Annotated in this window: 25 protein-coding genes; 18 read left to right on the forward strand and 7 right to left on the reverse strand. The window is 70.2% G+C overall.

Features of this window, described 5'->3' with window-relative positions:
• The first annotated feature begins 1 nt into the window (after position 1).
• From EIZ44_RS14255 to EIZ44_RS14270, 4 genes are all read left to right on the forward strand, one after another.
• A complete protein-coding gene (locus tag EIZ44_RS14255) occupies positions 2-1,474 on the forward strand; it encodes an FAD-dependent oxidoreductase (protein ID WP_134729000.1) in 1,473 nt (490 codons plus the stop codon).
• Positions 1,471-1,965, forward strand: a complete 495-nt coding sequence (locus tag EIZ44_RS14260) for a flavin reductase family protein (RefSeq protein WP_205673144.1) — start codon at positions 1,471-1,473, stop codon at positions 1,963-1,965. The genes EIZ44_RS14255 and EIZ44_RS14260 overlap by 4 nt, the downstream gene beginning before the upstream one ends.
• Before the next feature lie 48 nt (positions 1,966-2,013).
• On the forward strand, positions 2,014-2,853 hold the full coding sequence (locus EIZ44_RS14265) for an alpha/beta fold hydrolase (protein WP_134729001.1): 840 nt from the start codon (positions 2,014-2,016) through the stop codon (positions 2,851-2,853).
• Between the two features lie 94 nt (positions 2,854-2,947).
• Positions 2,948-4,630 (forward strand): 3-ketosteroid-delta-1-dehydrogenase, encoded by a 1,683-nt coding sequence (locus tag EIZ44_RS14270; protein ID WP_134729002.1) that lies wholly within the window; start codon positions 2,948-2,950, stop codon positions 4,628-4,630.
• A 45-nt stretch (positions 4,631-4,675) separates the two neighbouring features.
• On the opposite strand, the gene EIZ44_RS14275 is transcribed toward EIZ44_RS14270, so the two are convergent.
• A complete protein-coding gene (locus tag EIZ44_RS14275; protein ID WP_037810767.1) occupies positions 4,676-5,290 on the reverse strand; it encodes a TetR/AcrR family transcriptional regulator in 615 nt (204 codons plus the stop codon).
• Positions 5,291-5,810: 520 nt separating this feature from the next.
• On the opposite strand from EIZ44_RS14275, the gene EIZ44_RS14285 reads away from it, so the two are divergent.
• On the forward strand, positions 5,811-6,626 hold the full coding sequence (locus EIZ44_RS14285; RefSeq protein WP_134729005.1) for a DUF1206 domain-containing protein: 816 nt from the start codon (positions 5,811-5,813) through the stop codon (positions 6,624-6,626).
• Between the two features lie 341 nt (positions 6,627-6,967).
• Here EIZ44_RS14285 and EIZ44_RS14295 read toward each other — a convergent pair whose 3' ends face one another.
• Positions 6,968-8,062: a carboxylate-amine ligase gene (locus tag EIZ44_RS14295; RefSeq protein ID WP_134729007.1), complete on the reverse strand. Its 1,095-nt coding sequence runs from the start codon at positions 8,060-8,062 to the stop codon at positions 6,968-6,970.
• Between the two features lie 155 nt (positions 8,063-8,217).
• Here EIZ44_RS14295 and EIZ44_RS14300 point away from each other — a divergent pair, with 155 nt between their 5' ends.
• On the forward strand, positions 8,218-8,697 hold the full coding sequence (locus tag EIZ44_RS14300; protein WP_037810779.1) for a hemerythrin domain-containing protein: 480 nt from the start codon (positions 8,218-8,220) through the stop codon (positions 8,695-8,697).
• Positions 8,698-8,731: 34 nt separating this feature from the next.
• Here the strand turns inward: EIZ44_RS14300 and EIZ44_RS14305 are convergent, their stop codons facing one another.
• Together EIZ44_RS14305 and EIZ44_RS44680 are read right to left on the reverse strand one after the other, a co-directional pair.
• On the reverse strand, positions 8,732-9,601 hold the full coding sequence (locus tag EIZ44_RS14305; RefSeq protein ID WP_134729009.1) for a serine hydrolase: 870 nt from the start codon (positions 9,599-9,601) through the stop codon (positions 8,732-8,734).
• A gap of 313 nt (positions 9,602-9,914) precedes the next feature.
• A complete protein-coding gene (locus EIZ44_RS44680; protein ID WP_158691544.1) occupies positions 9,915-10,088 on the reverse strand; it encodes a hypothetical protein in 174 nt (57 codons plus the stop codon).
• Positions 10,089-10,189: 101 nt separating this feature from the next.
• Here EIZ44_RS44680 and EIZ44_RS14310 point away from each other — a divergent pair, with 101 nt between their 5' ends.
• Together EIZ44_RS14310 and EIZ44_RS14315 are read left to right on the forward strand one after the other, a co-directional pair.
• The gene (locus EIZ44_RS14310) at positions 10,190-11,656 is read left to right on the forward strand and encodes an aminotransferase class I/II-fold pyridoxal phosphate-dependent enzyme (RefSeq protein WP_134729011.1); all 1,467 of its coding nucleotides are present in this window, start codon (positions 10,190-10,192) and stop codon (positions 11,654-11,656) included.
• 35 nt (positions 11,657-11,691) lie between these two features.
• A complete protein-coding gene (locus EIZ44_RS14315) occupies positions 11,692-12,153 on the forward strand; it encodes a DUF6098 family protein (RefSeq protein ID WP_134669184.1) in 462 nt (153 codons plus the stop codon).
• Positions 12,154-12,240: 87 nt separating this feature from the next.
• On the opposite strand, the gene EIZ44_RS14320 is transcribed toward EIZ44_RS14315, so the two are convergent.
• Positions 12,241-13,257, reverse strand: a complete 1,017-nt coding sequence (locus EIZ44_RS14320; protein ID WP_037810787.1) for a LacI family DNA-binding transcriptional regulator — start codon at positions 13,255-13,257, stop codon at positions 12,241-12,243.
• 108 nt (positions 13,258-13,365) lie between these two features.
• Between EIZ44_RS14320 and EIZ44_RS14325 the strand changes: the two genes are divergently transcribed.
• The 7 genes from EIZ44_RS14325 to EIZ44_RS14355 are packed head-to-tail and all read left to right on the forward strand — an operon-like array spanning position 13,366 to position 19,531.
• Positions 13,366-14,361: an asparaginase gene (locus EIZ44_RS14325; RefSeq protein ID WP_134729013.1), complete on the forward strand. Its 996-nt coding sequence runs from the start codon at positions 13,366-13,368 to the stop codon at positions 14,359-14,361.
• 2 nt (positions 14,362-14,363) lie between these two features.
• Entirely contained in the window at positions 14,364-15,245 is an 882-nt protein-coding gene (locus tag EIZ44_RS14330; protein WP_043839932.1) for a polysaccharide deacetylase family protein, read from the forward strand.
• A 25-nt stretch (positions 15,246-15,270) separates the two neighbouring features.
• On the forward strand, positions 15,271-16,632 hold the full coding sequence (locus EIZ44_RS14335; protein ID WP_134668022.1) for an MFS transporter: 1,362 nt from the start codon (positions 15,271-15,273) through the stop codon (positions 16,630-16,632).
• Complete coding sequence (locus tag EIZ44_RS14340) at positions 16,629-17,387, forward strand: SDR family NAD(P)-dependent oxidoreductase (RefSeq protein WP_037810793.1); 759 nt, start codon at positions 16,629-16,631, stop codon at positions 17,385-17,387. Before EIZ44_RS14335 ends, EIZ44_RS14340 begins: the two co-directional genes overlap by 4 nt.
• 42 nt (positions 17,388-17,429) lie before the next feature.
• Positions 17,430-18,173 (forward strand): SDR family NAD(P)-dependent oxidoreductase, encoded by a 744-nt coding sequence (locus EIZ44_RS14345; RefSeq protein ID WP_037810795.1) that lies wholly within the window; start codon positions 17,430-17,432, stop codon positions 18,171-18,173.
• A 44-nt stretch (positions 18,174-18,217) separates the two neighbouring features.
• The gene (locus EIZ44_RS14350) at positions 18,218-18,547 is read left to right on the forward strand and encodes a hypothetical protein (protein ID WP_134729015.1); all 330 of its coding nucleotides are present in this window, start codon (positions 18,218-18,220) and stop codon (positions 18,545-18,547) included.
• Positions 18,548-18,589: 42 nt separating this feature from the next.
• Entirely contained in the window at positions 18,590-19,531 is a 942-nt protein-coding gene (locus EIZ44_RS14355; RefSeq protein ID WP_134729017.1) for a zinc-binding dehydrogenase, read from the forward strand.
• A gap of 65 nt (positions 19,532-19,596) precedes the next feature.
• Here EIZ44_RS14355 and EIZ44_RS45910 read toward each other — a convergent pair whose 3' ends face one another.
• Positions 19,597-19,731, reverse strand: coding sequence for a hypothetical protein (locus tag EIZ44_RS45910; protein WP_276323726.1), 135 nt, complete (start codon positions 19,729-19,731; stop codon positions 19,597-19,599).
• 167 nt (positions 19,732-19,898) lie between these two features.
• Positions 19,899-20,357 carry an Lrp/AsnC family transcriptional regulator gene (locus tag EIZ44_RS14360; RefSeq protein ID WP_037810799.1) on the reverse strand — a complete coding sequence of 153 codons (459 nt, stop codon included), beginning with the start codon at positions 20,355-20,357 and terminating at the stop codon, positions 19,899-19,901.
• A 63-nt stretch (positions 20,358-20,420) separates the two neighbouring features.
• Between EIZ44_RS14360 and EIZ44_RS14365 the strand changes: the two genes are divergently transcribed.
• The 3 genes from EIZ44_RS14365 to EIZ44_RS14375 all read left to right on the forward strand — a co-directional run bounded on the left by EIZ44_RS14365 (position 20,421) and on the right by EIZ44_RS14375 (position 22,839).
• On the forward strand, positions 20,421-21,137 hold the full coding sequence (locus EIZ44_RS14365) for an AzlC family ABC transporter permease (RefSeq protein ID WP_134729018.1): 717 nt from the start codon (positions 20,421-20,423) through the stop codon (positions 21,135-21,137).
• The gene (locus tag EIZ44_RS14370; protein ID WP_134729020.1) at positions 21,130-21,459 is read left to right on the forward strand and encodes a branched-chain amino acid transporter permease; all 330 of its coding nucleotides are present in this window, start codon (positions 21,130-21,132) and stop codon (positions 21,457-21,459) included. The genes EIZ44_RS14365 and EIZ44_RS14370 overlap by 8 nt, the downstream gene beginning before the upstream one ends.
• Before the next feature lie 159 nt (positions 21,460-21,618).
• Positions 21,619-22,839, forward strand: a complete 1,221-nt coding sequence (locus tag EIZ44_RS14375) for a cytochrome P450 (RefSeq protein ID WP_134729022.1) — start codon at positions 21,619-21,621, stop codon at positions 22,837-22,839.
• Positions 22,840-22,842: the final 3 nt, after the last annotated feature.

Consider the following 22,842-nt stretch of genomic DNA (forward strand, 5'->3'; position numbering starts at 1 on the left):
CATGACGACCGACCGACTGCGTCCCGTCCCGGCCGCCGCGATCGCCGAATGGCACGACTCCGCGGACGTGGTGATCGCCGGGTACGGCATCGCCGGGGTGTCCGCGGCGATCGAGGCGGCGAGGTCCGGCGCGCAGGTGCTGATCCTGGAACGCACGAGCGGCTGGGGCGGCGCGGCGGCGCTGGCCGGCGGGTTCGTGTACCTCGGCGGCGGCACTCCGCTCCAGCGCGCCCTCGGTTTCGCGGACAGCGCGAAGAACATGGAGAAGTTCCTGCTCGCGGCCGTCGGCCCGGGCGCGGACGGAGCCAAGATCGCCGACTACTGCCGCGGCAGCCTGGAGCACTACGACTGGCTCGTCGGCAACGGCGTGCCCTTCCGCGAGGCGCTCTGGGACGAGCCCGGCTGGGAACCGCCGCACGACGAAGGCCTGGCGTACTCCGGCGGCGAGAACGCGGCCCCGTTCAACGCCGTCGCCAGGCCTGCGCCGCGCGGGCACGTGCCGCGGATGAGCAACAAGCGCACGGGCGAGCAAGGCGGCGGATACATGCTGATGAAGCCGCTCGCGGAGACCGCGGAAGCGCTCGGCGTGCGCGTTTCCTACGACGTCCGCCTGAGCAGTCTCATTGTGGACGGAGACCGAGTCGTCGGAGTGCTCGCGCGGCGCTACGGACGCGAGATCGCCGTGCGGGCCGACCTCGGTGTCGTCCTGGCTACCGGCGGATTCGCCTACTCAGAGCAGATGGTCGCCGATCACGCGCCGCGGTTGATCGGCCGCCCGGGGGCCGCGATCGAGGAACACGACGGCGTCGGCATCCTGGCGGCCACCGCGTTCGGTGCGGCGACCGCGCACATGGACGCCACGGAGGTCGCGTTCTTCGGCGACCCGCAGATGATGGCGCGCGGCATCCTCGTCAACGGCCAGGGCCAGCGTTACGTCACCGAGGACACGTACCCGGGCCGGATCGGCCAGGCGACGCTGTTCCACCAGGACAACCAGGCGTACCTGGTGATCGACGAACAGGCGCACGAGGAAGCGCTCGCGACCGAGACCGCGACCCCGAACTTCCGCGTCCCGCCGACCTGGGCCGCGGAGACCATCGCCGAACTCGAGGCCGACATGGGCCTCCCGGAACGGGCGTTGCAAACCACGGTCGAGCTTTACAACACGTATGCGGCGCAAGGCCGGGACCCGCTGTTCGGCAAGAAACCGGAATGGCTGCGCCCGCTTACCGGCGCGGTCGCTGCCTTCGACCTGCGAGGCGCCACCGCAGGCTTCCCGCTGGGCGGACTGCGGACCGACCTGGACTCGCGGGTGCTGCACGTGTCAGGGGCGCCGATCCCGGGGTTGTTCGCGGCGGGCCGCTGCACGGCGGGGATCTGCACCGGCGGTTACGTCAGCGGCGCTTCGCTGGGCGACGGCAGTTTCTACGGACGCCGGGCCGGGCGCGCGGCGGCGAAGGGGGAAGTGCAGTGACCGAACCGTCCGACCCCGCCCTGATGCGCACCGTGCTGGGGCATTTCGCGACCGGCGTCGTGGCGATCACCGGCATGGACGAGGAAACCGGCTCGCCGGTCGGGCTGGCGGCGAACTCGTTCACGTCGGTGTCGCTGGATCCGCCGCTGGTTGCCTTCTGCGTAGCCGCGACCAGCACTTCGTGGCCGCGGGTGCGCTCGGCGGGGTGTTACGCGATCAGCATCCTGTCCGAGTCGCAGGAAGCGGTGTGCCGTCAGCTGGCGGCCCGGGGCGCCGACAAGTTCGCGGGGATCGACTGGACGCCGTCGCCTTCGGGCGCGCCCGTGGTGGCCGGTTCGCTGGCGTGGATCGAGGCGGAACTCGATGCCGAGCACGTGGCAGGCGATCACGCGATCGTGGTTTCGCGGGTGCGGCATCTGTACTCGTCGGACCTGGAGCCGCTGGTCTTTTTCCGGGGCCGCTACGGGCGGATCAGCGCGGGCGTCCGCTGATCGGGAAGGGCGATCGACCGGCCCCGGTTCCGCTGGCAAGGTCGGGCCATGACCCCCGAACTGCTTGAACTCCCCACCGAACACGGTGTGCTGCGCTACCGGGAAAGCGGCGACGGCCCGCCTTTGGTGCTGCTGCACGGTTCCGGGCCCGGCGTGACCGGATGGCGCAACTTCGGCGCCAACCTGCCGGCCTTCGCCCCGCACTATCGCACGATCGTCCTGGAGTTCCCGGGTTTCGGGGTCAGCGACGATTTCGGTGCCGTGCACCCGATGCAGTCCGCCAGGACCGCCGTGCGGGCGCTGCTCGACGGTCTCTCCCTGGATCGCGTGCGCATGGTCGGCAACTCGATGGGCGGGTTCGTCGCGACGGATTTCGCCCTCGCGGCCCCCGAACGCGTCGAGCGGCTGGTCACGATCGGCGGCATCGGAACCCCGATTTTCAGTGCCCAGCCCGGGGAAGGGATCGTCCGGCTCAGCGAGTTCGTCGAAAACCCGACCCGCGACGCGCTCGTCGCCTGGCTGCGCTCGATGGTCTACGACCAGGCGATGGTCACCGAGGAACTGATCGAGGAACGCTGGAGCCAGGCGACGGATCCCGCCACGCTGGAGAACTCGCGCCGGATGTACGGCGCGGCGGCACTGGCCGCGATGGCGGCCGCCGCACGCAGCGCGGAAACCCCGGCCTGGGCCCAGCTTCGCCGCCTCGACGTCCCGACCCTGGTCACCTGGGGGCGCGACGACCGCGTCAGCCCGGTCGACATGGCGTTGCTTCCGATGCGTGCGCTGCCGCAGGGCGAGGTGCACATCTTCCCGAACTGCGGGCACTGGGTCATGATCGAACAGAAAGCCGCCTGGGAAGCCACTGTCCTGGCTTTCCTCGGCCGCTGATGTTCCGCTGACTGGACTCGGCCGGGGGACCGGCGCACCCGGCGAAATACGGTGACCCGGCCTCCTGCCGAGAACGAAGTGGAGTTCGAAGGACATGAAGAAGAAAATGCCCGCGCTCGTGCCTGCCGAGGACACGACCGTCGATCTCCTCGTCGTCGGCTCGGGAACCGGGATGGCCGCCGCGCTCGCGGCCCACGAACGCGGACTGTCCACTTTGGTCGTCGAGAAGACCGGCTATGTCGGCGGATCGACCGCGCGTTCCGGCGGGGCGTTCTGGATCCCCGGGAACGCCGCGTTGCCGGACCGCTCGGTCGCCGACGCGGGCACCTATCTGAACGCCGTGGTCGGTGACTCGGCCCCGGCCGAACGCGGCCGCGCCTACCTTGAGCACGGTGCCGCCGCCGTCGACATGCTGCGCCGCACCACTCCCATGCGGTTCTTCTGGGCCAAGGGCTATTCCGACTACCACCCCGAGGAACCGGGCGGCCGTGCGGAAGGCCGGACGTGCGAATGCCGCCCGTTCAACGCCTCCGTCCTCGGCGACGAGCGCCCCAGGCTGCGTCCCGGCGTGATGGAAGCGCCGGTCCCGATGCCGGTCACCGGCGCGGACTACAAGTGGATGAACCTGGTGGCGCGCAAGCCGCTCAAGGCGCTGCCGCGGATCTTCGCCCGGGCCGCGCTGGGCATCGGCGGCATGCTGATCGGCCGCGACTACCTCGCGGGCGGGCAAGCGCTTGCGGCCGGGATGTTCGCGGGCGTGCTGCGCGCGGGCATTCCCGTGTGGACAGAGACCGCCCTCGTCCGCCTGCTGCGCGACGGCGACCGGGTCACCGGAGCCGTTCTGCGGCAAGGGGCTCGCGAAGTCACCGTGCAGGCCCGGCGCGGCGTCGTCCTGGCCGCGGGCGGCTTCGATCACGATGTCGAGGCACGGCACAAGTTCCAGTCGCCGCGGCTCGGCGAGTACAGCCTGGGTGCGGAAGGCAACACCGGCGACGGCATCCTGGCCGGCCAGGAACTCGGCGCGGGCACCGCTTTGCTGGACCAGGCCTGGTGGTTCCCGGCCTTCGCCCCGGTCCCGGGCGGCTCCCCGGCGGTCATGCTCGCGGAGCGTTCGCTGCCGGGTTCGTTCATCGTCGACCAGACCGGGAAACGGTTCATCAACGAGGCGACCGACTACATGTCGTTCGGGCAGGAAATCCTGGCGCGCGACCGGGCCGGGACGCCGGTCGAGGAGACGTGGCTGGTTTTCGACCAGCGCTATCGCGACAGCTACATCCTCGCCGGCCGCTGCTTCCCGCGGCAGCCGCTCCCGGAATCGTGGTACCGGGCAGGAATCGCCCACAAGTCGGACGACCTCGGCGCACTCGCCCGGGCGATCGGCGTTCCGGCGGATTCCTTCCAGGACACCTTCCAGCAGTTCAACACTCTCGCCGCCACCGGACGCGACACCGCCTTCGGCCGCGGCGACAGCGCGTACGACCGTTACTACGGCGACCCCACGATCGCCCCCAACCCGAACCTGGCCCCGCTGCGCCGCGCGCCGTACTACGCGGTGAAGGTGGTCCTGAGCGACCTCGGCACGTGCGGGGGACTGGTCGCCGACGAGCACGCCCGAGTCCTGCGCGAGGACGGCACCGTGGTGGAAGGCCTGTACGCGATCGGAAACACCGCAGCGAACGCCTTCGGCGCGTCGTACCCGGGCGCGGGCGCGACGATCGGGCAGGGTGTGGTGTACGGGTATATCGCCGCTCTGCACGCGGCGGGCGCGTCTTCGTAACGTCCTTTGTGGACCGGGCGGGGTTTGCGTCCGGTCCACAAAGGACTACTTGGGGAGTCGGGTCAATCCGCTCAACGCCAGCCGCAATCCGCGCGCTTCCCACCGTTCGATGTCCGCGAAGTCATCGGACCCGCCGTTCTGTACCCACTGGATCAGTGCGTGCCGCATCGTCTGGATCACCAGCAGCGCCGGAAGCTCACGCAGGAACGGGTCCTCGTCGAGTTCGTAATACCGCGCCAGAAACCGCGTCACTGCCTCGCTGAGCCCCTCGCACCACTCCACGAACCGGAGCCGGTACTGCGGCGTGTTGACGATGAGCGTCATGATCTGGTGGTCGTACTCCGGCACCTGCCGCCGGTTGAGCTCCGTGGTGAGCGCGGCCGTCAGGACCTCGACCGGGTCCGCGTCGTCCGGCGCGTCCTCGAGTCCTTGGAGGATGACGCGTTCGCTGCGGCGCAGCAGCGGCATCAGGACGTCCTCCTTGACCGGGAAGTGCCGGTGGAACGTCCGCGGGTTGATCCCGACGATCTCGCAGATCCGCTCGACAGTGACCGCCGTGTGGCCCTCGGCCACGAACAGGTCGCGTGCGGTGAGCGCGATGCTCATCCGCAGCTCCTCGGCCCGGCGCTCGGTGAGGGTCTGCCGTTTCGGCTCCGTCACCAGGACTCCCTCCCTGTCGCGTGCATGGACCGTAGCCGCCCGGACGCGCCTGGTGCTGCCCGCTGACCGCTCTGCGGAACAACGCGCCGTCCGGCCACGGGTGTCAGAATATGACACGTTCCGGCGCGGCCCGCGGCGATCCTGCTACGCTCGGGTGTGATGAACGACTACTCGTGCAGATCGGAGGTTCCGTTCGCCCCAGGTGAGTGCTGATGCACCCATTCCCCGCGAACGAGAATCCTCGTCTTCTTTCCTGGGCGCGCGTGCGACAGTTCGCCGTGCCGCCGTCGATGATCGAGTCAGCGACTGCCCGCCGGGCCGCGGGCGACTGGGCCGGAGCCTGCGCCGCCGCCCGCGTCGACGTGGATCTGAACCTGCGAACGGCAAGCCGGGCTCACGGCGCTGGGCCGGCCGCGCAGATCCGCTGTGGACTTACCCTCCGTGAGCCTGGCTCATCGAGGTGGCGGATTGCGCCACCTGGCCCAGTGGTAGCGGGGGCAACAGCGGGTATCCCCACCCCATGAACCGGATCGCCGCCAAGGTCGCCCGAGGCGAAAAGACCGACACCGCCCAGCTCCTCGGCCGGGCCGGAATGGTTTGTTACGCGCTCGTGCACCTCATCCTTGCCTACCTCGCCCTGCGGGTCGCCTTCGGCAGCGGCGGACAGCCCGACCAGAAGGGCGCGTTGCAAGAGGTCGGGTCGACGGCGTTCGGCCAGGTCCTGCTGTGGGTCCTCGCGGCCGGGCTCGTCGCGTTCGGGCTGTGGCAGTTCCTGATGGCCGCGACCGGATACACCTGGACCAGCGGCGGAAAACGGACGCGCAAACGGTTCGGCGCCGCCGCGCGAGGAATCGTCGTGCTCGCGATCGGCGCCACCGCCTTCCGCCTCGCCGCGGGCCAGGGCGGCGGTGGTTCGAGCGATCAGACCCAGCAGGAATTCACCGCGAAGCTGCTCCAGTTGCCCGCCGGCCCTGCGCTCGTAGTGGCCGCCGCCGCGATCGTGCTCGGCGTCGCCGTCGCGGCCGGGGTCAAGGGCGTGAAGCAGAGTTTCCTCGAGGATCTCGACCTGGCCGGGCTGCCCGGCAAGACCCGCCGCTGGGTCGGCTGGCTGGGCAGCACCGGGTACCTGGCGAAGGCGGTTGTTTTCGCGGTGACCGCGTTCCTGCTGGGCTACGCCGGTTTCCGCTCCGACGCGAAACAGGCGGGCGGGTTGGATGCCAGCCTCAAAACCCTCGCCGCCCAGCCGTTCGGCGCGGTGCTACTGACGGTGGTGGCGCTCGGTCTCGCGGCGTTCGGTGTTTATTGCCTGGCTGCGGCGTGGGCGCATCGGCGCTGACGGGGTGCCTGCGACCAGCTCCGTGCCGTCGCTCGCCGCGTCCCCGTTCGGCGCGTTTATCGTCTGGCTCCGGCGGTGAGCGGCCCGCGGTCAGGGAGTGCCCGCGAGCAGGTCCGTGCCGTCGCTCGCCGCGTTTATCGTCTGGCTCCGGCGTTGACCGGCCCGCGGTCAGGGCGTGCCCGCGAGAAGGTCCACGACATCCTCGCCGCGGCCTCGCTCTGGGAACCGGTTCCGTTGCCGGTCCGCGCCGCAGCCTTCGGCGCACAGTTGCGCTGTGGGTTCCTGCGCGGATCTCGGATGAGGTCAGCTCGGCCAGAGCGGTGTTGCTGACGAGCCCGCAGTCAGGGAGTGCCCGCGAGCAGGTCCACGACATCCTCGCCCCGCCCCCGCTCAGCGAACCGCCGCCGTTGCCGGTCCGCGCCGCAGCCCTCGGCACACAGCTGCGCCGTCGCCTCTTGCGCGAACTCCAGATCCCCGGCCGATTCCAGCGCGGACGACGTCACCTCGATCAAATCCGCGAGCACCGCCTTCGCCGGGGCCAAATCGCCACTCCGCGGGTGCGGGCAACAACCGCTGATGCCGTCCCGCGACGCGCGCCAGAGGTGGGCTCGCAGCACCTCGTTCGGCAGGTCCGGCGGGGGATCGTCGTCCGCCAGTGCGGTGGCGACCAGGCCTCGCGCGAGCACTCCCAGCAAGACCGCCTCCTCGGGCGTCGCGGCGACGTCGGCGATGCGGAACTCGATCGTCGGCTGCTTCTCCGAGAGCCGGGCGTCCCAGTAGACCATCCCGCGGTCGAGGATCGCGCCCGAGCGCAGCCACGCGTCGACGACGCTTTCGTACTCGTCGAGCGACGCGAACCGCGGGGGCGGGCCGGCCGAGGGCCAGCGGCTCCATTGTTGGTAGCGCCAGCTGCGGTAACCGGTGTCGTAGCCGTCGGCGATCGCGGAATTCGCGGTCACGGTCAGCAGCGCGGGCAGCCACGGCCGGATCCGCCCGAGCACCTGGATGCCGGTCTCCTTGTCCGGGATCGCGACGTGCACGTGGCAGCCGCAGGTCAGCGACGTCCGCGCGGTCGCCCCGAAATGCTCGCCGATCCGCTCGTAGCGCGGACTCGGCGTGACGTCCGGCAACCCCTCCTCCAACACCGGCGGCGAGGCCGCGGGCAGCAACCGGCGATTCTGCCGCCGGGCGGCCGCCGCCAGATCCTCGCGCAACTCGCGCAGCCGCTGCAGTGCCTCGCCACGGGTCCGGCAGACGTCGGTGGCGATCTCGGCCTGCGCCTGGGTCAGTTCGTGCTGCAGTTCGCCGTTGTCGCCGCCCGTTTCCGCGGCGCGGTCGACGACGTCGTCCGCCTGGGCCAGCCGGCCGTCGCGGTCGACGACGAAGAACTCCTCCTCGATGCCGAAGGTCAGCTCGTCGCCGGTCTGGTCGTTCACCGAGGTTCTCCTGGGGTCGGGGGCATCGGAGTACCCCGGCGGCCTCGCGCGCAAACGACGTTTTCCCGGCCCGGAAAAGGGTAATCAGCGGACCGAGAAACGGCGGGCGGGCGACCCTGCGCTGCCCGCGCCCGGACCGCACTGGGAGGACCCCGATGTCGACCGACGCGATCGTGCTGCTCAAGAACGACCACAAGACGGTGGAGAAGCTTTTCAAGGAGTTCGAGAAAGCGGGCGACAAGGCTTACCAGAAAAAGCGCCGCATCGTCGACTCGATCATCGAAGAGCTCACCATTCACGCCTACATCGAGGAAGAGATCTTCTACCCGGCGGCCAAGGAAGCCGTGCCGGAGACCAAGGACCACGTCCTGGAAAGCGTCGAGGAGCACCACGTCGTGGTGTGGATGCTGTCGGAACTGCTCGACCTGGACCCGGAAGACGAAACCTTCGACGCGAAGGTGACCGTGCTGACCGAAAACGTCCGCCACCACGTCGAGGAAGAAGAAGACGAGTGGTTTCCGGAGGTCCGCTCGGCCATGGGCCGCAAGCAGTTGCAGGAATTGGGGCAGCGGATGATCGACGCGCGGCCGGACGCGCCGAAGAATCCGCTGAAACTGCAGAGCGCCAAGGCCTGAGCTGGACACCCGGGTAGGTCCACAAAGGACAAAATCAGGTGAGTTTGCCGTTAGCGACAAGCGAATCCTTCAACGCTCCCGTGGCCGTAGTGAGCGCCTTGGTCGCGGTCCCGACATCGATGCTGTCGTCCCACGTGCTCATCACCGCGACCGCGAACGTCCGCGACCCGGTCCGGACCAGACCGGTCGTGTTGAGCACCCGCCGCCCCTCCGACGTGCCCCAGCCCTGTTTGATCGCCCACGTCGCACCGGGGAAGGCGCGCGGGATCCCGAAATGCTGGTCGAATCCGTCGGCGGCGGTGAGCGGGGCGCTTTCCAGCGCCTCGGTCAGAAAATCGCGTTCGTCGGCGGACCGTGCCGAGGTGATGTGCCGGTACACCGTGACGACGTCCTCCGGCGACATCTTCGTCGACCCCCACTGGCCGGGATCGTCAGGCGGCGAAGTGTGCGTGAGCCCCAGCTTCCCGGCCTGCCGCCGGACGATCGCCGGTCCGCCGAGTTGCTGCCAGAACCGGCTGGCGACCCGGTCGTCGCTGGCCGCGAGCATGGCGTGGACGGCGTCGGCCTCGCTGTCTTCGGGGACGCCGGACTGGTCGAGGAGATCAAGCGCGATGAGCAGTTTCACCACCGACGCCGTCGGCTGCGGCTGATCGGCCTTCCAGCCGACCTCCACCGCGCACGCGTCGAGGTCGACGACCTCCATTTCGAGCCGGGGGTCGTTCCCGTTGCTCAGCAACGCTTTCCGGGCGTCCGCGACGGCTCCGGGATGCTTGCCCGCCGTCGAAGCCGGGGCCGTTCCGCACGCGGCTTGCCAGTCGGTGCCGCCGGAGCCGGCGGCCAGGCAGATCGCGGCGACCAGACCTCCCGCGACGGCAAGCGCGGCGAGCCCCACGAGCATCTTCATCGATGCGCACTCCTTCGGCAACGGTCCGCTTCTGCGGGAAGCGGGAGCGCTCCGAAGGTAGGGAGGCAGGCGGACGGACAGGATCGTCCGAAAAGTCCGTCCATTCAGGCCAGTCGGCGGGCAACCCCGTCCCGGCATCGGCCATCTGGCCGACCCGCGCCGCGCTGACCTGCGACGACTAGACCGTCGACAGGGGTGCGGCGACGGCGGTCGAGGGTGCGCGCAAAGCGACGGCGGCGAAAGCCGGAGGACGTTCAGGCGCCTGCGCCTGCCCGATCATCCCTCTTCGCCGTCGTCGGTCCCGGGGTTTCGCTCAATCGGTTTCCGGCTGCTGCCACGCCCTTCCGGCCCGCTGGGCGGCCAGCTGGATCTCGTCGCCGACCTCCTGCCAGTTCTGGTCCGTCGGGTCGTGGTCGCCGATCCACGTGCGCCGCGGCGTCGCGAGCGAGCCGCCTGCCTGCTGCGGTTGTTCTGTCATCTGAGTCATGATTCCTCCGTCTCCGGGTGAAGACCAGCGGGGATTACCCCTTCCGGGGCCCCTGAAACGGGTCGTTGTTTGAGATCGGCCCGGCTGGGTAAGCGGGGCGGGTGGCCGATCATTCCCGCGCACCAGTGCTCGAGGCGATCCGGCGGTTCCGCGCGTCCGGGCACGTGTCCTTCCTGCCGCCCGGGCACAAACAGGGCCGCGGCGCCGACCCCCGGCTGACGGAGATCGTCGGCCGCGACGTGTTCGCCTCGGACATCATCCTGATGAACGGGCTCGACGACCGGGCGCTCACCCGCGGCGTCCTGAACGAGGCCGAAGACCTCATGGCGGACGCGGTGCACGCGGACCGCGCGTTCTTCTCGACCTGCGGCAGTTCGCTGTCGGTCAAATCGGCGATGCTGTCGGTCGCGGGCCCGGGCGAAGAGCTGCTGATTTCCCGCAACGTGCACAAATCCGTGGTCGCCGGGCTCATCCTGAGCGGCGTCCGGCCGGTGTGGGTGTCCCCGCGCTGGGACCGGACCCTGCACTTCGCCCATCCGCCCGGTCCGGAAGAAACCGAGGCGGCCTTCGCGGAACACCCGGCGGCGAAGGGAATGCTGCTGATCACGCCGACCGATTACGGGTCCTGCGCGGACATCCGCGGCGTCGCGCGGATCTGCCACGAACGCGGGGTGCCGCTGATCGTCGACGAAGCCTGGGGCGCGCACTTCCCGTTCCACCCGGACCTGCCGGCGTGGGCGATGGACGCGGGCGCCGACCTGTGCGTGACGAGCGTGCACAAGATGGGCGCGGGCCTGGAACAGGGCTCGGTCTACCACCTGCGCGGCGACCTGGTCGACGCCGACGTGCTCGCCATGCGCGCCGACCTGCTCGACACGACCAGCCCGTCGTCGCTCGTCTACGCCGGACTCGACGGCTGGCGCAGGCAGATGGTCGAACACGGAAAGGGCCTGCTCGACACCGTGCTGGAGCTGGCCGCGGACACCCGGAAGCGGCTGGCCGGAATCGCCGGGATCACCGTGCTGGGCGATGCCGAACTCCTCGGCCCCGGCCGGGCGGACGACCGGGATCCGCTGAAAATGCTGATCGACGTGTCCGGCCTCGGCTGCTCCGGCTACGACGCGAACCACTGGCTGCGCGAACACCAGCGGGTCGACGTCGGACTCTCCGACCATCGCCGGATCGCCGCCCAGCTGACCGTCGGCGACGACGAGGAGACGGCCGCCCGGCTGGTCGAGGCGCTGCAAGCGTTGTCCGATCACGCCGAGGAGCTGCCCCGCGCGAAATCGGTGGACCTGCCCGCGCCCGAGGACCTGGAACCGGACCAGGCCATGCTGCCGCGCGACGCGTTCTTCGGCCCGGCCGAACAGATCCCGGTCGAGAAGGCCGCCGGACGGATCGTCGCCGAAACGATGAGCCCGTACCCGCCCGGCGTCCCGGCCGTGCTGCCCGGCGAGGTGCTGACCCGGCCGATGCTCGACTATCTGCGGAGCGGGGTGGCCGCGGGCATGTTCCTGCCCGATCCGGTGGATCCGTTGCTGCGGGGCGTGCGGGTCGTCGCCCGCTGAGGTTGCCTCCGCCGGACGCGGGTAATCCCGGGCCCATGACGGAATGGGACAACCGGCTGCCCGTCGTGCGGGACCTCGACGAACTGGTCTCGGCGTTCCGCCGGGCCGGCGAGGACGACCTGTACGTCCGGTGGTCGCGCGGACCGGACGCGGACCTGCGCTCCGGCGAGGAAAGCCGCGACGGGCTCACCGGGATGCTGCTGCCGGGACTGTCGGCGAACTCGCTGGCCCGGCAGCCGTGGTGGCGCGGCCGCTCGCTCCGGCTGTGGCTGGCCCGGCGCCTGCACGACTACCAGCACCTGCGCGAACGCGGCGGCCCCGGCGTGCGTCCGTGGCTGTTGCGGGGCAGGGAGATCGCGCGGGGCCCGGACAACGAGCCGCTGGTCGTGGACGCGGAGCCGCTGGCCTGGATCGAGGACGCCGTCATGCACGAAGCGCTGCGGCTGGTCGATCAGGAAGCCCCCGCGGACTGGGGCTCCATGGACCGGCAATCGTGACCTGCCACTACGCGGCGGACTGGACGTGAGGGGAACCCTGCGGGAATCAGATTCCGTCAGGGTTCCCCTCACGGACTTCTGCGGAACTCAGCCGACCGTCGACGCCCGCACGATCAGCTCCGGCTGCAGCCGCTCCGACTCCACCTCTTGCCCGGCCAGCTTGCGCAGCAGCGTCGCCAGCGCCCGGCGTCCCATCTCGTGCATCGGCGACCGGATCGTCGTCAGCGGAATGGAGATCGACGCGGCGAGGGGCGTGTCGTTGTAGCCGACCAGCGCGACGTCCTCGGGGATCTGGAGTCCCTTGTCCCGCAAGGAACCCATCGCGCCGATCGCGGCGAAGTCGTTGGTCGCGAAGATCGCGTCCGGATAGGGCTTGCGCGCCAGCAGCTGATCGGCTGCCTCGCGTCCGGCCGCCGCGTCGAATCCGTTGTAGACGATGCGGTGCGCGGGGATTTCGATGCCGGCCTCGGCGAAGCGGTCGACCAGCCCCTGGGTCCGTTCCTGCGCGGTCGACGCGAACGGAAGCCCGGCGACGATCGCGACGTCCCGGCGGCCGGTCTCCAGCAGATGGTCGGCGATCAGCCGCCCGCCCGCCGGGTCGTCGCAGGTGATCGAGACGTGCCTGCCGAGCCTGCGCGAGGTCAGCACGAACGGGACGCCGGTTTCGGCGAGGCCGTCGAGGAACGTGTCGTCGGAGTGCGCGTCGCCGAAGATCAGCCCGTCCACCCGGCGGTCCAGCATCTGCTGGGTACGCTGGCGCTGCAGTTCCGGGTTGTCGAGCGAGTTCGTGACGTAGGTCGAGATCCCGGCCTCGGTCGCGGCCTCGTCGATGCCCTCGTAGATCGTCGCCAGCACGAAGTCCTGCAGCCGGGGGACCAGCACGCCGATCACGTTCGACCGGGCGGTGCGCAGGCTCGCGGCGTGCGGATTGCGGCGGTAGCCGTTGCGCTCGGCCGAGTCGAGGATCGCCGCGACCTTCTCCGGCGACGCCCAGCGCTCCGGATGCTCTTCCGCCGGATTGAGCACCCGGGACACCGTCGTCACGCTGACGCCCACGTCCTCGGCGATCATCCGCTGGGTGAAGGGCCGCACGGTCGCGGGCATCTGCCTCCTGTCGTCGGGCTTCAGTATGCCCGGCCCGCGCGCACCTCGCCACAAACGATTGACACAAACGATTGACTCAAACGTTTGTGTAGCTCACACTCAACGCCCATGACGCACATCGTGGTTCTGGCCACCGGGGGCACCATCGCCTCCCGCACGGGTCCCGGCGGGGCCTCGGTCGCCGCCGACGGAGCCGGCGCGCTGCTCGCGGCGGCCGGGCAAGACCCCTCGGCCAAGGTCGAACCGGTCGACGTGCTGCGGGAGAACTCGTTCAACCTGACCCTGGACGACCTGGCCTCGATCGCCGAAGCGGTGCGCGCCCAGCTGGCCCGCCCCGAAGTCGACGGCATCGTCCTCACCCACGGCACCGACACGATCGAGGAGACAGCGTTCCTGCTGGACCTGGTCCACGACGACGACCGGCCGGTGGTGCTCACCGGCGCGCAGATCGCGCCCGACCGAGACGGCTCCGACGGGCCCCGCAACCTGCGGCAGGCGATCGCCGTCGCGGCCGCGCCCGAGGCCCGCGGGCTCGGCGTGCTGGTCTCGTTCGCCGGCGAGCTTTTCGCCGCGCGGGGCCTGCGAAAGGCGCACACCCTGCTGCCGCAGCCGTTCGCCGCGCAGTCCGGCGGACCGATCGGGCAGGTGCTCGACGACGGCCCGCTGATCACCGCCCGGCCGGTCCGGTCCGCGCCGCTTCCGTTGCCCGGTCCCGGATTCGGCTCGCTCCGCGTCGAAACGCTGACCCTCTCGCCCGGCGCGACCCCGGAACTGCTCGACCACCTCGTCGAGCAGCGGACGCCCGGGATCGTGCTGGCCGGGACCGGTTCCGGGAACCTCAACCGCGGCTACCTGCGCTCGCTGCGCACGGCCGTCGACGCCGGGACCGTCGTGGCGCTGTCGAGCCGGGTCCCGTTCGGACCGGGTGCCGCCATCTACGGCAGCGGCGGCGCGGTCGACGCGATCGCCGCCGGCGCGGTCCCGGCGACCGCCCTCCCGTTCACGCAGACGCGGATCCTGCTCGCGCTGCTGCTGTCCCGTTTTCCCGCCGACGACGCCGCCGACCGGCTGCGCCGCCGCGCGAACCGTGAGAAAGGAATCTGAGCATGGCCAAGGAAATTTTCGTCGCCTTCGGCATCGACGTGGACGCCGTCGGCGGCTGGCTCGGGTCGTACGGCGGCGAGGACTCGCCGGGCGACATCTCGCGCGGCATCTTCGCCGGCGAGGTCGGCGTGCCGCGGCTGAACCAGCTGCTCGCTCGCTACGGCCTCCCGGCGACCTGGTTCTGGCCCGGCCACTCGATCGAAACCTTCCCCGAGCAGTTCGAGCAGGTGGTCGCGGCGGGCCACGAGATCGGCCTGCACGGCTACAGCCACGAGAACCCGATCGCGATGACCCGCGCGCAGGAATCGGAGATCCTCGACTACTGCCTGGAGCTGATCCAGGCGCGCACCGGCACGCGGCCGACCGGGTACGTCGCGCCGTGGTGGGAATTCTCGCCGGTCACCAACGAACTGCTGGTGGAGCGGAAGATCCGCTACGACCACTCGCTGATGCACCGCGACTTCACGCCGTACTACGTCCGGGTCGGCGACTCCTGGAGCAAGATCGACTACGACAAGCCGGCCTCGACCTGGATGAAGCCGCTGGTCCGCGGCGCTGAGACCGACCTGGTCGAGATCCCGGCCAGCTGGTACCTCGACGACCTGCCGCCGATGATGTTCGTCAAGTCCAGCCCGAACAGCCACGGCTTCGTCAACCCGCGCCACCTCGAAGAGATCTGGCGCGACCAGTTCGACTGGGTCTACCGCGAACTCGACTACGCGGTCTTCACCTTCACCGTGCACCCCGACGTGTCCGGCCGCCCGCAGGTGCTGCTGATGCTGGAGCGGCTGATCGAGCACATCAACGGGCACGAGGGCGTCCGCTGGGCGACCTTCGACCAGATCGCCCAGGACTTCCAGGCGCGTTTCCCGCGCACCGCCTGACCCGGCTCACGACAGGAGCGTCCAGATGACCACCCCAGCACCCGGGAGCGGGCTGCCCGCCGTCTCGGTCAAGGAGACCAGACGGGCGACCAAGATCGCCTTTTTCGCCTGGGCCGTCGCGGTCTACGACTTCATCATGTTCGGCACGCTGCTGCCCCGGATCTCCGACAGTTTCCACTGGGACGCGAGTTTCGCGCTGCTGGTGTCCACTTTGGTCAGTGTCGGCACCTTCGTCGTGGTGCTGGCGGTCGGCCCGCTGGTCGACCGGCTCGGCAGGCGCAAGGGCATGATCATCTCGGTCGGCGGCACCGCGTTGTCCTCGGCCGCGACGGCCGCGACCGCGGGCGCCGCGAGCCTGGTCGGCGTCCGCGGGATCAGCGGCCTCGGGCTCGCCGAGCAGTCGGTGAACGCGACCTACCTCAACGAGCTCTACGCGCTGACCGAGGACCGGAAGATCAAGCGCCATCAGGGTTTCGTCTATTCGATCGTGCAGACCGGCTGGCCGCTGGGCGCGCTGCTGGCGGCCGCGTTCGTCGGCCTGATCACCGCGGTCTTCGGACCCGGCAGCTGGCGCATCGCGTTCCTGCTGGCGACGATCCCGGCGTTCGTGGTGGCGCTGTTGTGCCTGCGGCTGAAGGAAAGCCCGCAGTTCATCGCCCAGCAGACCCTGCGGCGGCTGCGCAAGGAGGGCCGCGGCGACGAGGCGTCGGCCTTCGCCGCGCGGGTCGGGCTCGAGGAGCAGCACGCGGCTCCGTTCAAGAGGATCTTCTCCGGCAAGCACCTGCGGAACACGATCATGCTGTCGCTGGCCTGGCTGGTGAACTGGTTCGGCATCCAGACCTTCTCGGTGCTCGGCACGACGGTGCTGGAATCCGGCAAGCACATCTCGGCGGGCAACGCGCTGGTGCTGGTCGTGGTGTCGAACCTGGTCGGCGCGCTCGGCTACCTCACGCACGGCTGGCTGGGCGACCGGTTCGGCCGCAAGAAGGTGATCGTGACCGGCTGGCTGCTGGCGGGCGTTTTCTTCGCCGCGATGCTGGTCGGCCCGGAGAACCCGGCCTACGTGCTGGTCACGTACATGCTGGGGCTGTTCTTCCTGCTCGGCCCGTACGCCGCGATCATGTTCTTCCAGGCCGAGTGCTACGACACCGACTGCCGCGCGACCGGAAGCACGTTCATCGGCGCGATGAGCCAGCCCGGCGCGATCGTCGGCGGCCTGATCCTGACCGGACTGGTCGCGGACGCGATGTCGTTCTCCACGGCCGCCTTGCTGGTCGGCGCGCTCGGGACGTTCGCGTCCGGCCTGATCATGCTGGGCACCAAGACAGTGACCCCCGACGCCGGGGCCGCGGTGCGCCCGGCCGGAACGAAAGCGGAAGCGGCATGACAGCGGTTTCGGTCATCAGCGGCGCGGCGTCCGGCATCGGCCGGGCCGCCGCGATCCGCCTGGCAGCGCGCGGCGACCGGGTCGTGATCGGCAGTTTCCCCGGCGACCCGCACGATCCGGGGGAAACGCTGGCCGGGGTCGAGCAGGCGGGCGGCACCGGGCTGATCGTCGAACTCGACGTCAGCCGGACCGCGTCGGCGCAAGCCTTCGTGGCCGCGGCCCTGGACGCCTTCGGCCGGGTCGACCACGTGATCGCCAACGCGGGAATCCTGCGCCGCGCCGCCTTCGACACGATGACGGACGACCAGTGGGACGAAGTCCTGCAAGTCGACCTGCACGGCGTGATGCGGCTGGCCCGGGCGGCGGCCCCGCACCTGCGCGAGGGCGGTTCGATCGTGGCCATTTCGTCGATCGCCGGCGGGGTGTACGGCTGGGCGGAGCACGCGCACTACGCCACCGCGAAGGCAGGCGTGCTCGGGTTGATCCGCAGCCTCGCGGTCGAGTTCGGCCCGCGCGGAATCCGGGCGAACGCGATCGTCCCGGGCCTGATCGAGACGCCGCAGTCGCTGGACGCGGCCAATTCCCTTGGCCCCGAAGGACTTCGCCGGGCCGGTGCCACGATCCCGTGGGGCCGGGTCGGCAAGCCGGAGGAGATCGCCAGCGTGATCGAGTTCCTCAGCTCGGAGGCGGCTTCGTACGTCAGCGGCCAGGCGATCACGGTCGACGGCGCGCTCACCGTCGCGATGCGGGATTGAGCCCGTGATCGCTAGCGCACCACCGAAACCGGAAGGATTCCCATGATCGACCCCAGTCCGCTCGCCGGCCGGACCGCGCTGGTCACCGGCGCGGCGAGCGGCATCGGCCGCGCGATCGCCGAGCACTTCGTCGCCGCCGGAGCGACCGTCGTGCTGGCCGACGTCCAGCCGCGGGTCACCGAACGCGCGGCGGAACTCGGCGCGACCGGTGCCGTGGTCATGGACGCGTCCGACGAACAAGCGGTCGCGGACGGCGTCGCCGAGGCGACCCGTCTGCTCGGCCGGATCGACGTCCTGGTGACCTCGCACGGGTTGCTGACCGAGGCTCCCGCCGACACGATGCCGCTAGAGACCTGGCAGCAGACTATCGACATCGACCTGACCAGTGTCTTCCTGCTCAACCGCGCAGTGCTGGGCCCGATGCTCGAACGCGGCGACGGACGGATCATCAACGTCGCGTCGCAACTGGGCATCAAGGGTGGCGTCGGTCTCGCGCACTACGCCGCCGCGAAGGCCGGGGTGATCGCGATGACCAAGTCGATCGCCCTGGAAGCGGCGAGCCGAGGCGTGCTGGTCAACGCCATCGCTCCCGGCCCGGTAGAAACGCCGCTGCTGGCCGGAATCAGCGACGACTGGCGCTCGGCGAAAGCCGCGGAACTGCCGCTCGGCCGCTTCGGCACCGTCGAGGAAATCGCGCCGACCGCCGTCCTGCTCGCCTCCAACCCCGGCGGCAACCTGTATGTCGGCCAGGTGCTCGGCCCGAACAGCGGCGACGTGATGCCCTGATGTGCGGCAGTTGCGGGACTGTCAGAACGGACTGGCTCACCGGCGTGCTGTCGGGAAGCTACGCCCGCACCGTTGTTGCGGCTCGGCTGTCGACGCTGCGCCCCGGCGTCCGCGTCACCGCCGGACCGGCCGGCTGGTCCCTCCGATCAGCCGGCCGCCCGGCCCGCTTCCACCCGACCCTGCCGGCCCTGCTGACCGCACTGGGCCCGGTACCCGATCCGGCGACGCTGGCCGCGAGCTGGCCCGAACACCGGCCGGTCCCGCTGACCGACCAGCCGGGGCAGGAGTCGACGCGGATCATCAACGTGTGGCTGGGACAGGCGCTGGCTCGCTCGGCCGTGCCGGGAAGCCGGAGCGCTAACGTCGTGGCGTGATTTCCCGCAGCGGCGGGAGCTATTCGGGCGAGGGGAACACGCATGCGCGCGGTGAAAATCAGGAACGGCGAGTTCGAACTCGGCGAGGCGCCCGATCCGGCGGCGGACGGCGACCAGGTCGTGGTCCGGATCCGCGCGGCCGGTTTGAACGCGGCGGACCTGCAGCAGGCCCGAGGCGCCTACCCCGCCCCGCCGGGCTGGCCGGAGGACATCCCCGGACTCGAAATCGCCGGGGTGGTCGAAAAATCGGCCACGGCCGTTTGGTCCGCCGGAGACCGCGTCATGGCCGTAGTGGGCGGCGGTGCCCACGCCGAACGCATCGCGGTCCCGGCGAGCCTGTTGCTGCCGATCCCGGACTCGGTCGACGACGTCCACGCGGCCGGTTTCCCCGAAGCGTTCAGCACCGCCTGGGACGGCTTGGTCGACCAGGCCGACGTCCGCCCCGGCGACCGAGTCCTGATCACCGGCGCGGCCGGCGGAGTCGGCACCGCGATGCTCCAGGTCGCCGCACTCGCCGGGGCTGATGTCGTCGCGAGCGTGCGCCGCCCGGAGACGCACGCCGCCGTCCAGGCTTTGGTTCCCGACGCGACGGTCGTGACGCCGGAGCAAGAAGAGGAACACGGCCCGTACGACATCGTCGTGGAACTGGTTGGTGGCAAGGATTGCCTGCGCCGCGTGCGGTGGCTCAAGCCGTACGGCCGGATCCTGGTGATCGGAGTCGGTGCGGGGGAGGAGGCGTCCCTGCGCCTGTTCGACCTGATGCGCGCCCGCGGCCGAGTGCTCGGGTCGACGATCCGCGCCCGCAGCACGGTCGAGAAGGCGGTGCTCGCGACCCGGGTGCGGCAAGGACTCCTGGGCGCACTCGCGGCGGGGCGGCTTACGGTGCCGGTGGACAGTGTTTATCCGCTGGCGCAGGCGCGTGACGCTTATGTCCGGCTGGGTTCGTCGGGCAAGCTGGGCAAAGTTGTTTTGCGGATGGACTGACGCGGAACTCCTGGAAGAACCGAGCGCCGGGTCGGGCATCGACGCCCGGCCCGGCGCCGGGGAGTTCAGCGGGTCTTTCTCAGCGCAGCGCGACTCCCGAGCCGGGGAGTCGCCGGTATCGGCCTTGTCTGCTGCGCCACCCACGAGATCGCGACCCGGAGCAGTGCCAGCGCGATCTGCCAGGCCAGGTTTTCGTCCATGGTGCCCACCTCGAATCACTCACCTGTCTCAGAGGGAGGGATTTCCGGCGCCTGACACGGCAAACGGGGCCCTGCCGCGGGCCCCGCTCCGAGTGGGCATCCGGTTCGTGCCGTCGCGCCTCACCGGTTCAACGCCGGACGGCACCGCGGCGATCGTGCCACCGGACTCAGGCGTCGCCCTTGATCTTTTTCATCGTCAGGTGCGACGTGACCCGCAGGACGCCCGGCAGGCCGGAAAGCTTCCGGGTCTGGAACTCCTCGTACGCGGCGTGGTCGGCGACCGCGACGCGGATGAAGTAGTCGGGGCGGCCGAAGAGGCGGCGGAACTCGATGACCTCCTCGTAGGAGGCGATGGTGTCCTCGAGCGCCTCGATCGTCGCCCGGTCGGTCGCGTAGACCTCGAGGTCGATGAGCGTTTCCAGCCCGCGGCCGACGGTGGCCGGGTCGATCACCGCGCGGTAGCCGGCGATCACGCCCGCGTCCTCGAGGCGCTTGACCCGGCGCAGGCACGGGGGAGGGGTGAGCCCGACGCGTTTGGCGAGTTCGACGTTGGTCAGCCTGCCGTCCTGACGCAGGTGAAACAAAATATCCCGATCCAGTGCATCCAGCCTAACTACATTGCTCACCGGCCCATTCTAGCGCCATGATCGGACACCAAATTAGCCCCGGACTGACGTAGTGTTCCAAGCGTGGAAACCGTCTCCGACCTGGCTGTTCGTGATCGCTCGCCCGCGCTGGCCGCGCTGAAGGACTGCGGGTCCGTCGGGATCGGCCTGGTCCCGCTCGGCCTCGCGTTCGGCGCGTTCCTCACGCATTCGGGCCTCGCCTGGTGGTGGGCGACCGTCTTCACCACGTTCATCTACGCGGGCTCGTTCGAGTTCCTGCTCATCGGCCTGGCCGCGACGGCGGCTCCGCTGGCGTCGATCGGGCTCTCGGCGTTCCTGGTCAACGTCCGGCATGTCTTCTACGCGCTGTCCTTCCCGCTGCACCGCGTACGCGGCCGCGGAGCACGCGCGTACAGCACGTTCGCCCTCACCGACGAGGCCTACGCACTGTCCACAACGGACGCCGCCCGGGAATGGAACGGTGCGCGAATCCTGTGGCTGCAACTGTTCCTGCACCTGTTCTGGGTCGGCGGAGCCACCGTCGGCGGCTTGCTCGGCGCGCTGATCCCGAGCGGTGTCGTCGGCATGGACTTCGCCATGACGGCCTTGTTCGTCGTCCTCGCGCTGGACGCCGTCCGCGACCGCAAGGGCGACCTCCCGACCCCCGTCCTCGCCGCACTGAGCGCGGTCTTCGCCCGCGTGGTCTTCCCCGGGCAGATGCTGCTGGCGGCATTCGTGTTGTTCGTCGGAGGCCTGGTCGTCCGCGGCCTCGTCGCCGAACGGAGCGTGAGCAATGCCTGACCCCGCCTACCTCCTCGCCGCGGTCGCGGTATCCGCCGCGGTCACGTGGGGCCTGCGCGCGCTCCCGTTCGCCGTCCTGGCCCCGCTGCGCGCCAGCCGGACCGTGCAGTACCTGAGCACCCGCATGCCGGCGGGAGTCATGGTGATCCTGCTGGTCTACTGCCTGCGCGACGTGTCATGGACGTCCCCGAGCGCCCTCTCCCCGACCATCGCGCTCGCCGTGACGATCGGGCTGCATCTGTGGCGCCGCAACGCAGTACTGAGCATCGTCGGCGGTACTGCGGTGCATGTTTTGCTGGCTAGCCTCCTGTTTCCGGCGTGAGTCACGGCGTTCGATTGCGCAGCGGATTTCCGCACGGCTGCGGACGCGCCTGCGCGGCCGACCGGCCGCTGTCGTCCGCCTGATTAAGTCAGCTGATTGACTTAACAACTCGGGTTCGCCATGATCGTGCCGGTTGCCGGTTGCGAGCAGGAGGTTGCGATGCCCGAAAGCGACGTGGAGCAGTTGCCGCGGTTTCCCTTCGAGCAGCCGGGGGCGTTGGAGCCTCCGGCTGAATGGGCGGAGCTGCGCGCGGGATGCCCGGTCGCGCGGGTCGCGTTGGCGAGCGGGGACGAGGCGGCGCTGATCACCCGGTACGCCGATGTGAAAACCGTGCTGTCGGACCGGCGGTTCACCCGTCCGACCCCGGCCGACGACGCGGCGCGGGTCGCGGACACCGAAAGCGGCGGAGTGTTCAACAGCGAGATGGCGACCGTGATCCCGCAGCACGGTCCGGAACATCTCAATTGGCGGCGGATGATCGGCAAGTGGTTCACGGCGAAGCGGATGAACGCGTTGCGGCCGGGGATCGCGGCGATGGCGGAGCAGCTGATCGGGGAGATGGTCGCGAAGGGAGGTCCGGCGGATCTGAAGGCGGGGCTGGCGTTTCCGCTGCCGGTGTGGGTCATCTGCGACATGCTCGGCGTCCCGGACGCCGACCGCGACCGGTTCGCGCACTGGTCGGACGTCATGCTCAGCATGACCCGCTACACCCAGGAGGAATTCGACGCCGCGCAAGCGGATTTCGGCCGGTACATGGGCGCGCACATCGCGGCGAAACGCGCAGAGCCGGGGGAGGATCTGCTCAGCGCGCTGATCACCGACACCGACGCGGACGGGCAGCACTGGTCGGACGCACTGCTCACTGCGACCGGCATTGGATTGTTGATCGCGGGACACGAGACGACGGCGAACATGATCGCGAAGATGGTCGCGATGCTGCTGTCCGACCGCACGCGGTGGGAGGAACTGCTCGCCGATCCGTCGCTAGTGCGCACCGCGGTCGAGGAAACGCTGCGGCTGGACGCGAACGCGGGCGTGGGTATGTCGCGGTATCTCACCGAGGATTTCGAAGTCGCCGGAACCGTGCTTCCCAGCGGTACCACCGCGATGTGCAGCATGGCCGCGGCCAACCGCGACGAGACCGCCTTCGCCGATGCAGCCGTCATGGACCTGCACCGCAGCCCGAACCCGCACCTGGCATTCGGCGCCGGCGCGCACGCGTGTCTGGGACAGCCGCTCGCGCGCACCGAACTCCAGGTAGCCCTCGAAGTGCTGCTGCGAATGCTGCCGTCGCTCGAACTCGACGTCCCGGCGGCCGAACTCCGCCGGATCGAGGGCCTGGCCGTGGGCGGGTTGCGGGAACTGCCCGTGCGATGGTGACAG

The organism is Amycolatopsis nivea (assembly GCF_004522235.1).
GTDB classification, from domain to species: domain Bacteria; phylum Actinomycetota; class Actinomycetes; order Mycobacteriales; family Pseudonocardiaceae; genus Amycolatopsis; species Amycolatopsis nivea.

Excerpts from the sequence above, each read along its gene's own strand:
- EIZ44_RS14255 (WP_134729000.1), top strand. The coding sequence starts at position 2 with ATGACGACCGACCGACTGCGTCCCGTCCCGGCCGCCGCGATCGCCGAA.
- EIZ44_RS14265 (WP_134729001.1), top strand. The coding sequence starts at position 2,014 with ATGACCCCCGAACTGCTTGAACTCCCCACCGAACACGGTGTGCTGCGC.
- EIZ44_RS14270 (WP_134729002.1), top strand. The coding sequence starts at position 2,948 with ATGAAGAAGAAAATGCCCGCGCTCGTGCCTGCCGAGGACACGACCGTC.
- EIZ44_RS14285 (WP_134729005.1), top strand. The coding sequence starts at position 5,811 with ATGAACCGGATCGCCGCCAAGGTCGCCCGAGGCGAAAAGACCGACACC.
- EIZ44_RS14300 (WP_037810779.1), top strand. The coding sequence starts at position 8,218 with ATGTCGACCGACGCGATCGTGCTGCTCAAGAACGACCACAAGACGGTG.
- EIZ44_RS14305 (WP_134729009.1), bottom strand. The coding sequence starts at position 9,601 with ATGAAGATGCTCGTGGGGCTCGCCGCGCTTGCCGTCGCGGGAGGTCTG.
- EIZ44_RS44680 (WP_158691544.1), bottom strand. The coding sequence starts at position 10,088 with ATGACTCAGATGACAGAACAACCGCAGCAGGCAGGCGGCTCGCTCGCG.
- EIZ44_RS14315 (WP_134669184.1), top strand. The coding sequence starts at position 11,692 with ATGACGGAATGGGACAACCGGCTGCCCGTCGTGCGGGACCTCGACGAA.
- EIZ44_RS14320 (WP_037810787.1), bottom strand. The coding sequence starts at position 13,257 with ATGCCCGCGACCGTGCGGCCCTTCACCCAGCGGATGATCGCCGAGGAC.
- EIZ44_RS14325 (WP_134729013.1), top strand. The coding sequence starts at position 13,366 with ATGACGCACATCGTGGTTCTGGCCACCGGGGGCACCATCGCCTCCCGC.
- EIZ44_RS14330 (WP_043839932.1), top strand. The coding sequence starts at position 14,364 with ATGGCCAAGGAAATTTTCGTCGCCTTCGGCATCGACGTGGACGCCGTC.
- EIZ44_RS14335 (WP_134668022.1), top strand. The coding sequence starts at position 15,271 with ATGACCACCCCAGCACCCGGGAGCGGGCTGCCCGCCGTCTCGGTCAAG.
- EIZ44_RS14340 (WP_037810793.1), top strand. The coding sequence starts at position 16,629 with ATGACAGCGGTTTCGGTCATCAGCGGCGCGGCGTCCGGCATCGGCCGG.
- EIZ44_RS14345 (WP_037810795.1), top strand. The coding sequence starts at position 17,430 with ATGATCGACCCCAGTCCGCTCGCCGGCCGGACCGCGCTGGTCACCGGC.
- EIZ44_RS14355 (WP_134729017.1), top strand. The coding sequence starts at position 18,590 with ATGCGCGCGGTGAAAATCAGGAACGGCGAGTTCGAACTCGGCGAGGCG.
- EIZ44_RS45910 (WP_276323726.1), bottom strand. The coding sequence starts at position 19,731 with ATGGACGAAAACCTGGCCTGGCAGATCGCGCTGGCACTGCTCCGGGTC.
- EIZ44_RS14370 (WP_134729020.1), top strand. The coding sequence starts at position 21,130 with ATGCCTGACCCCGCCTACCTCCTCGCCGCGGTCGCGGTATCCGCCGCG.
- EIZ44_RS14375 (WP_134729022.1), top strand. The coding sequence starts at position 21,619 with ATGCCCGAAAGCGACGTGGAGCAGTTGCCGCGGTTTCCCTTCGAGCAG.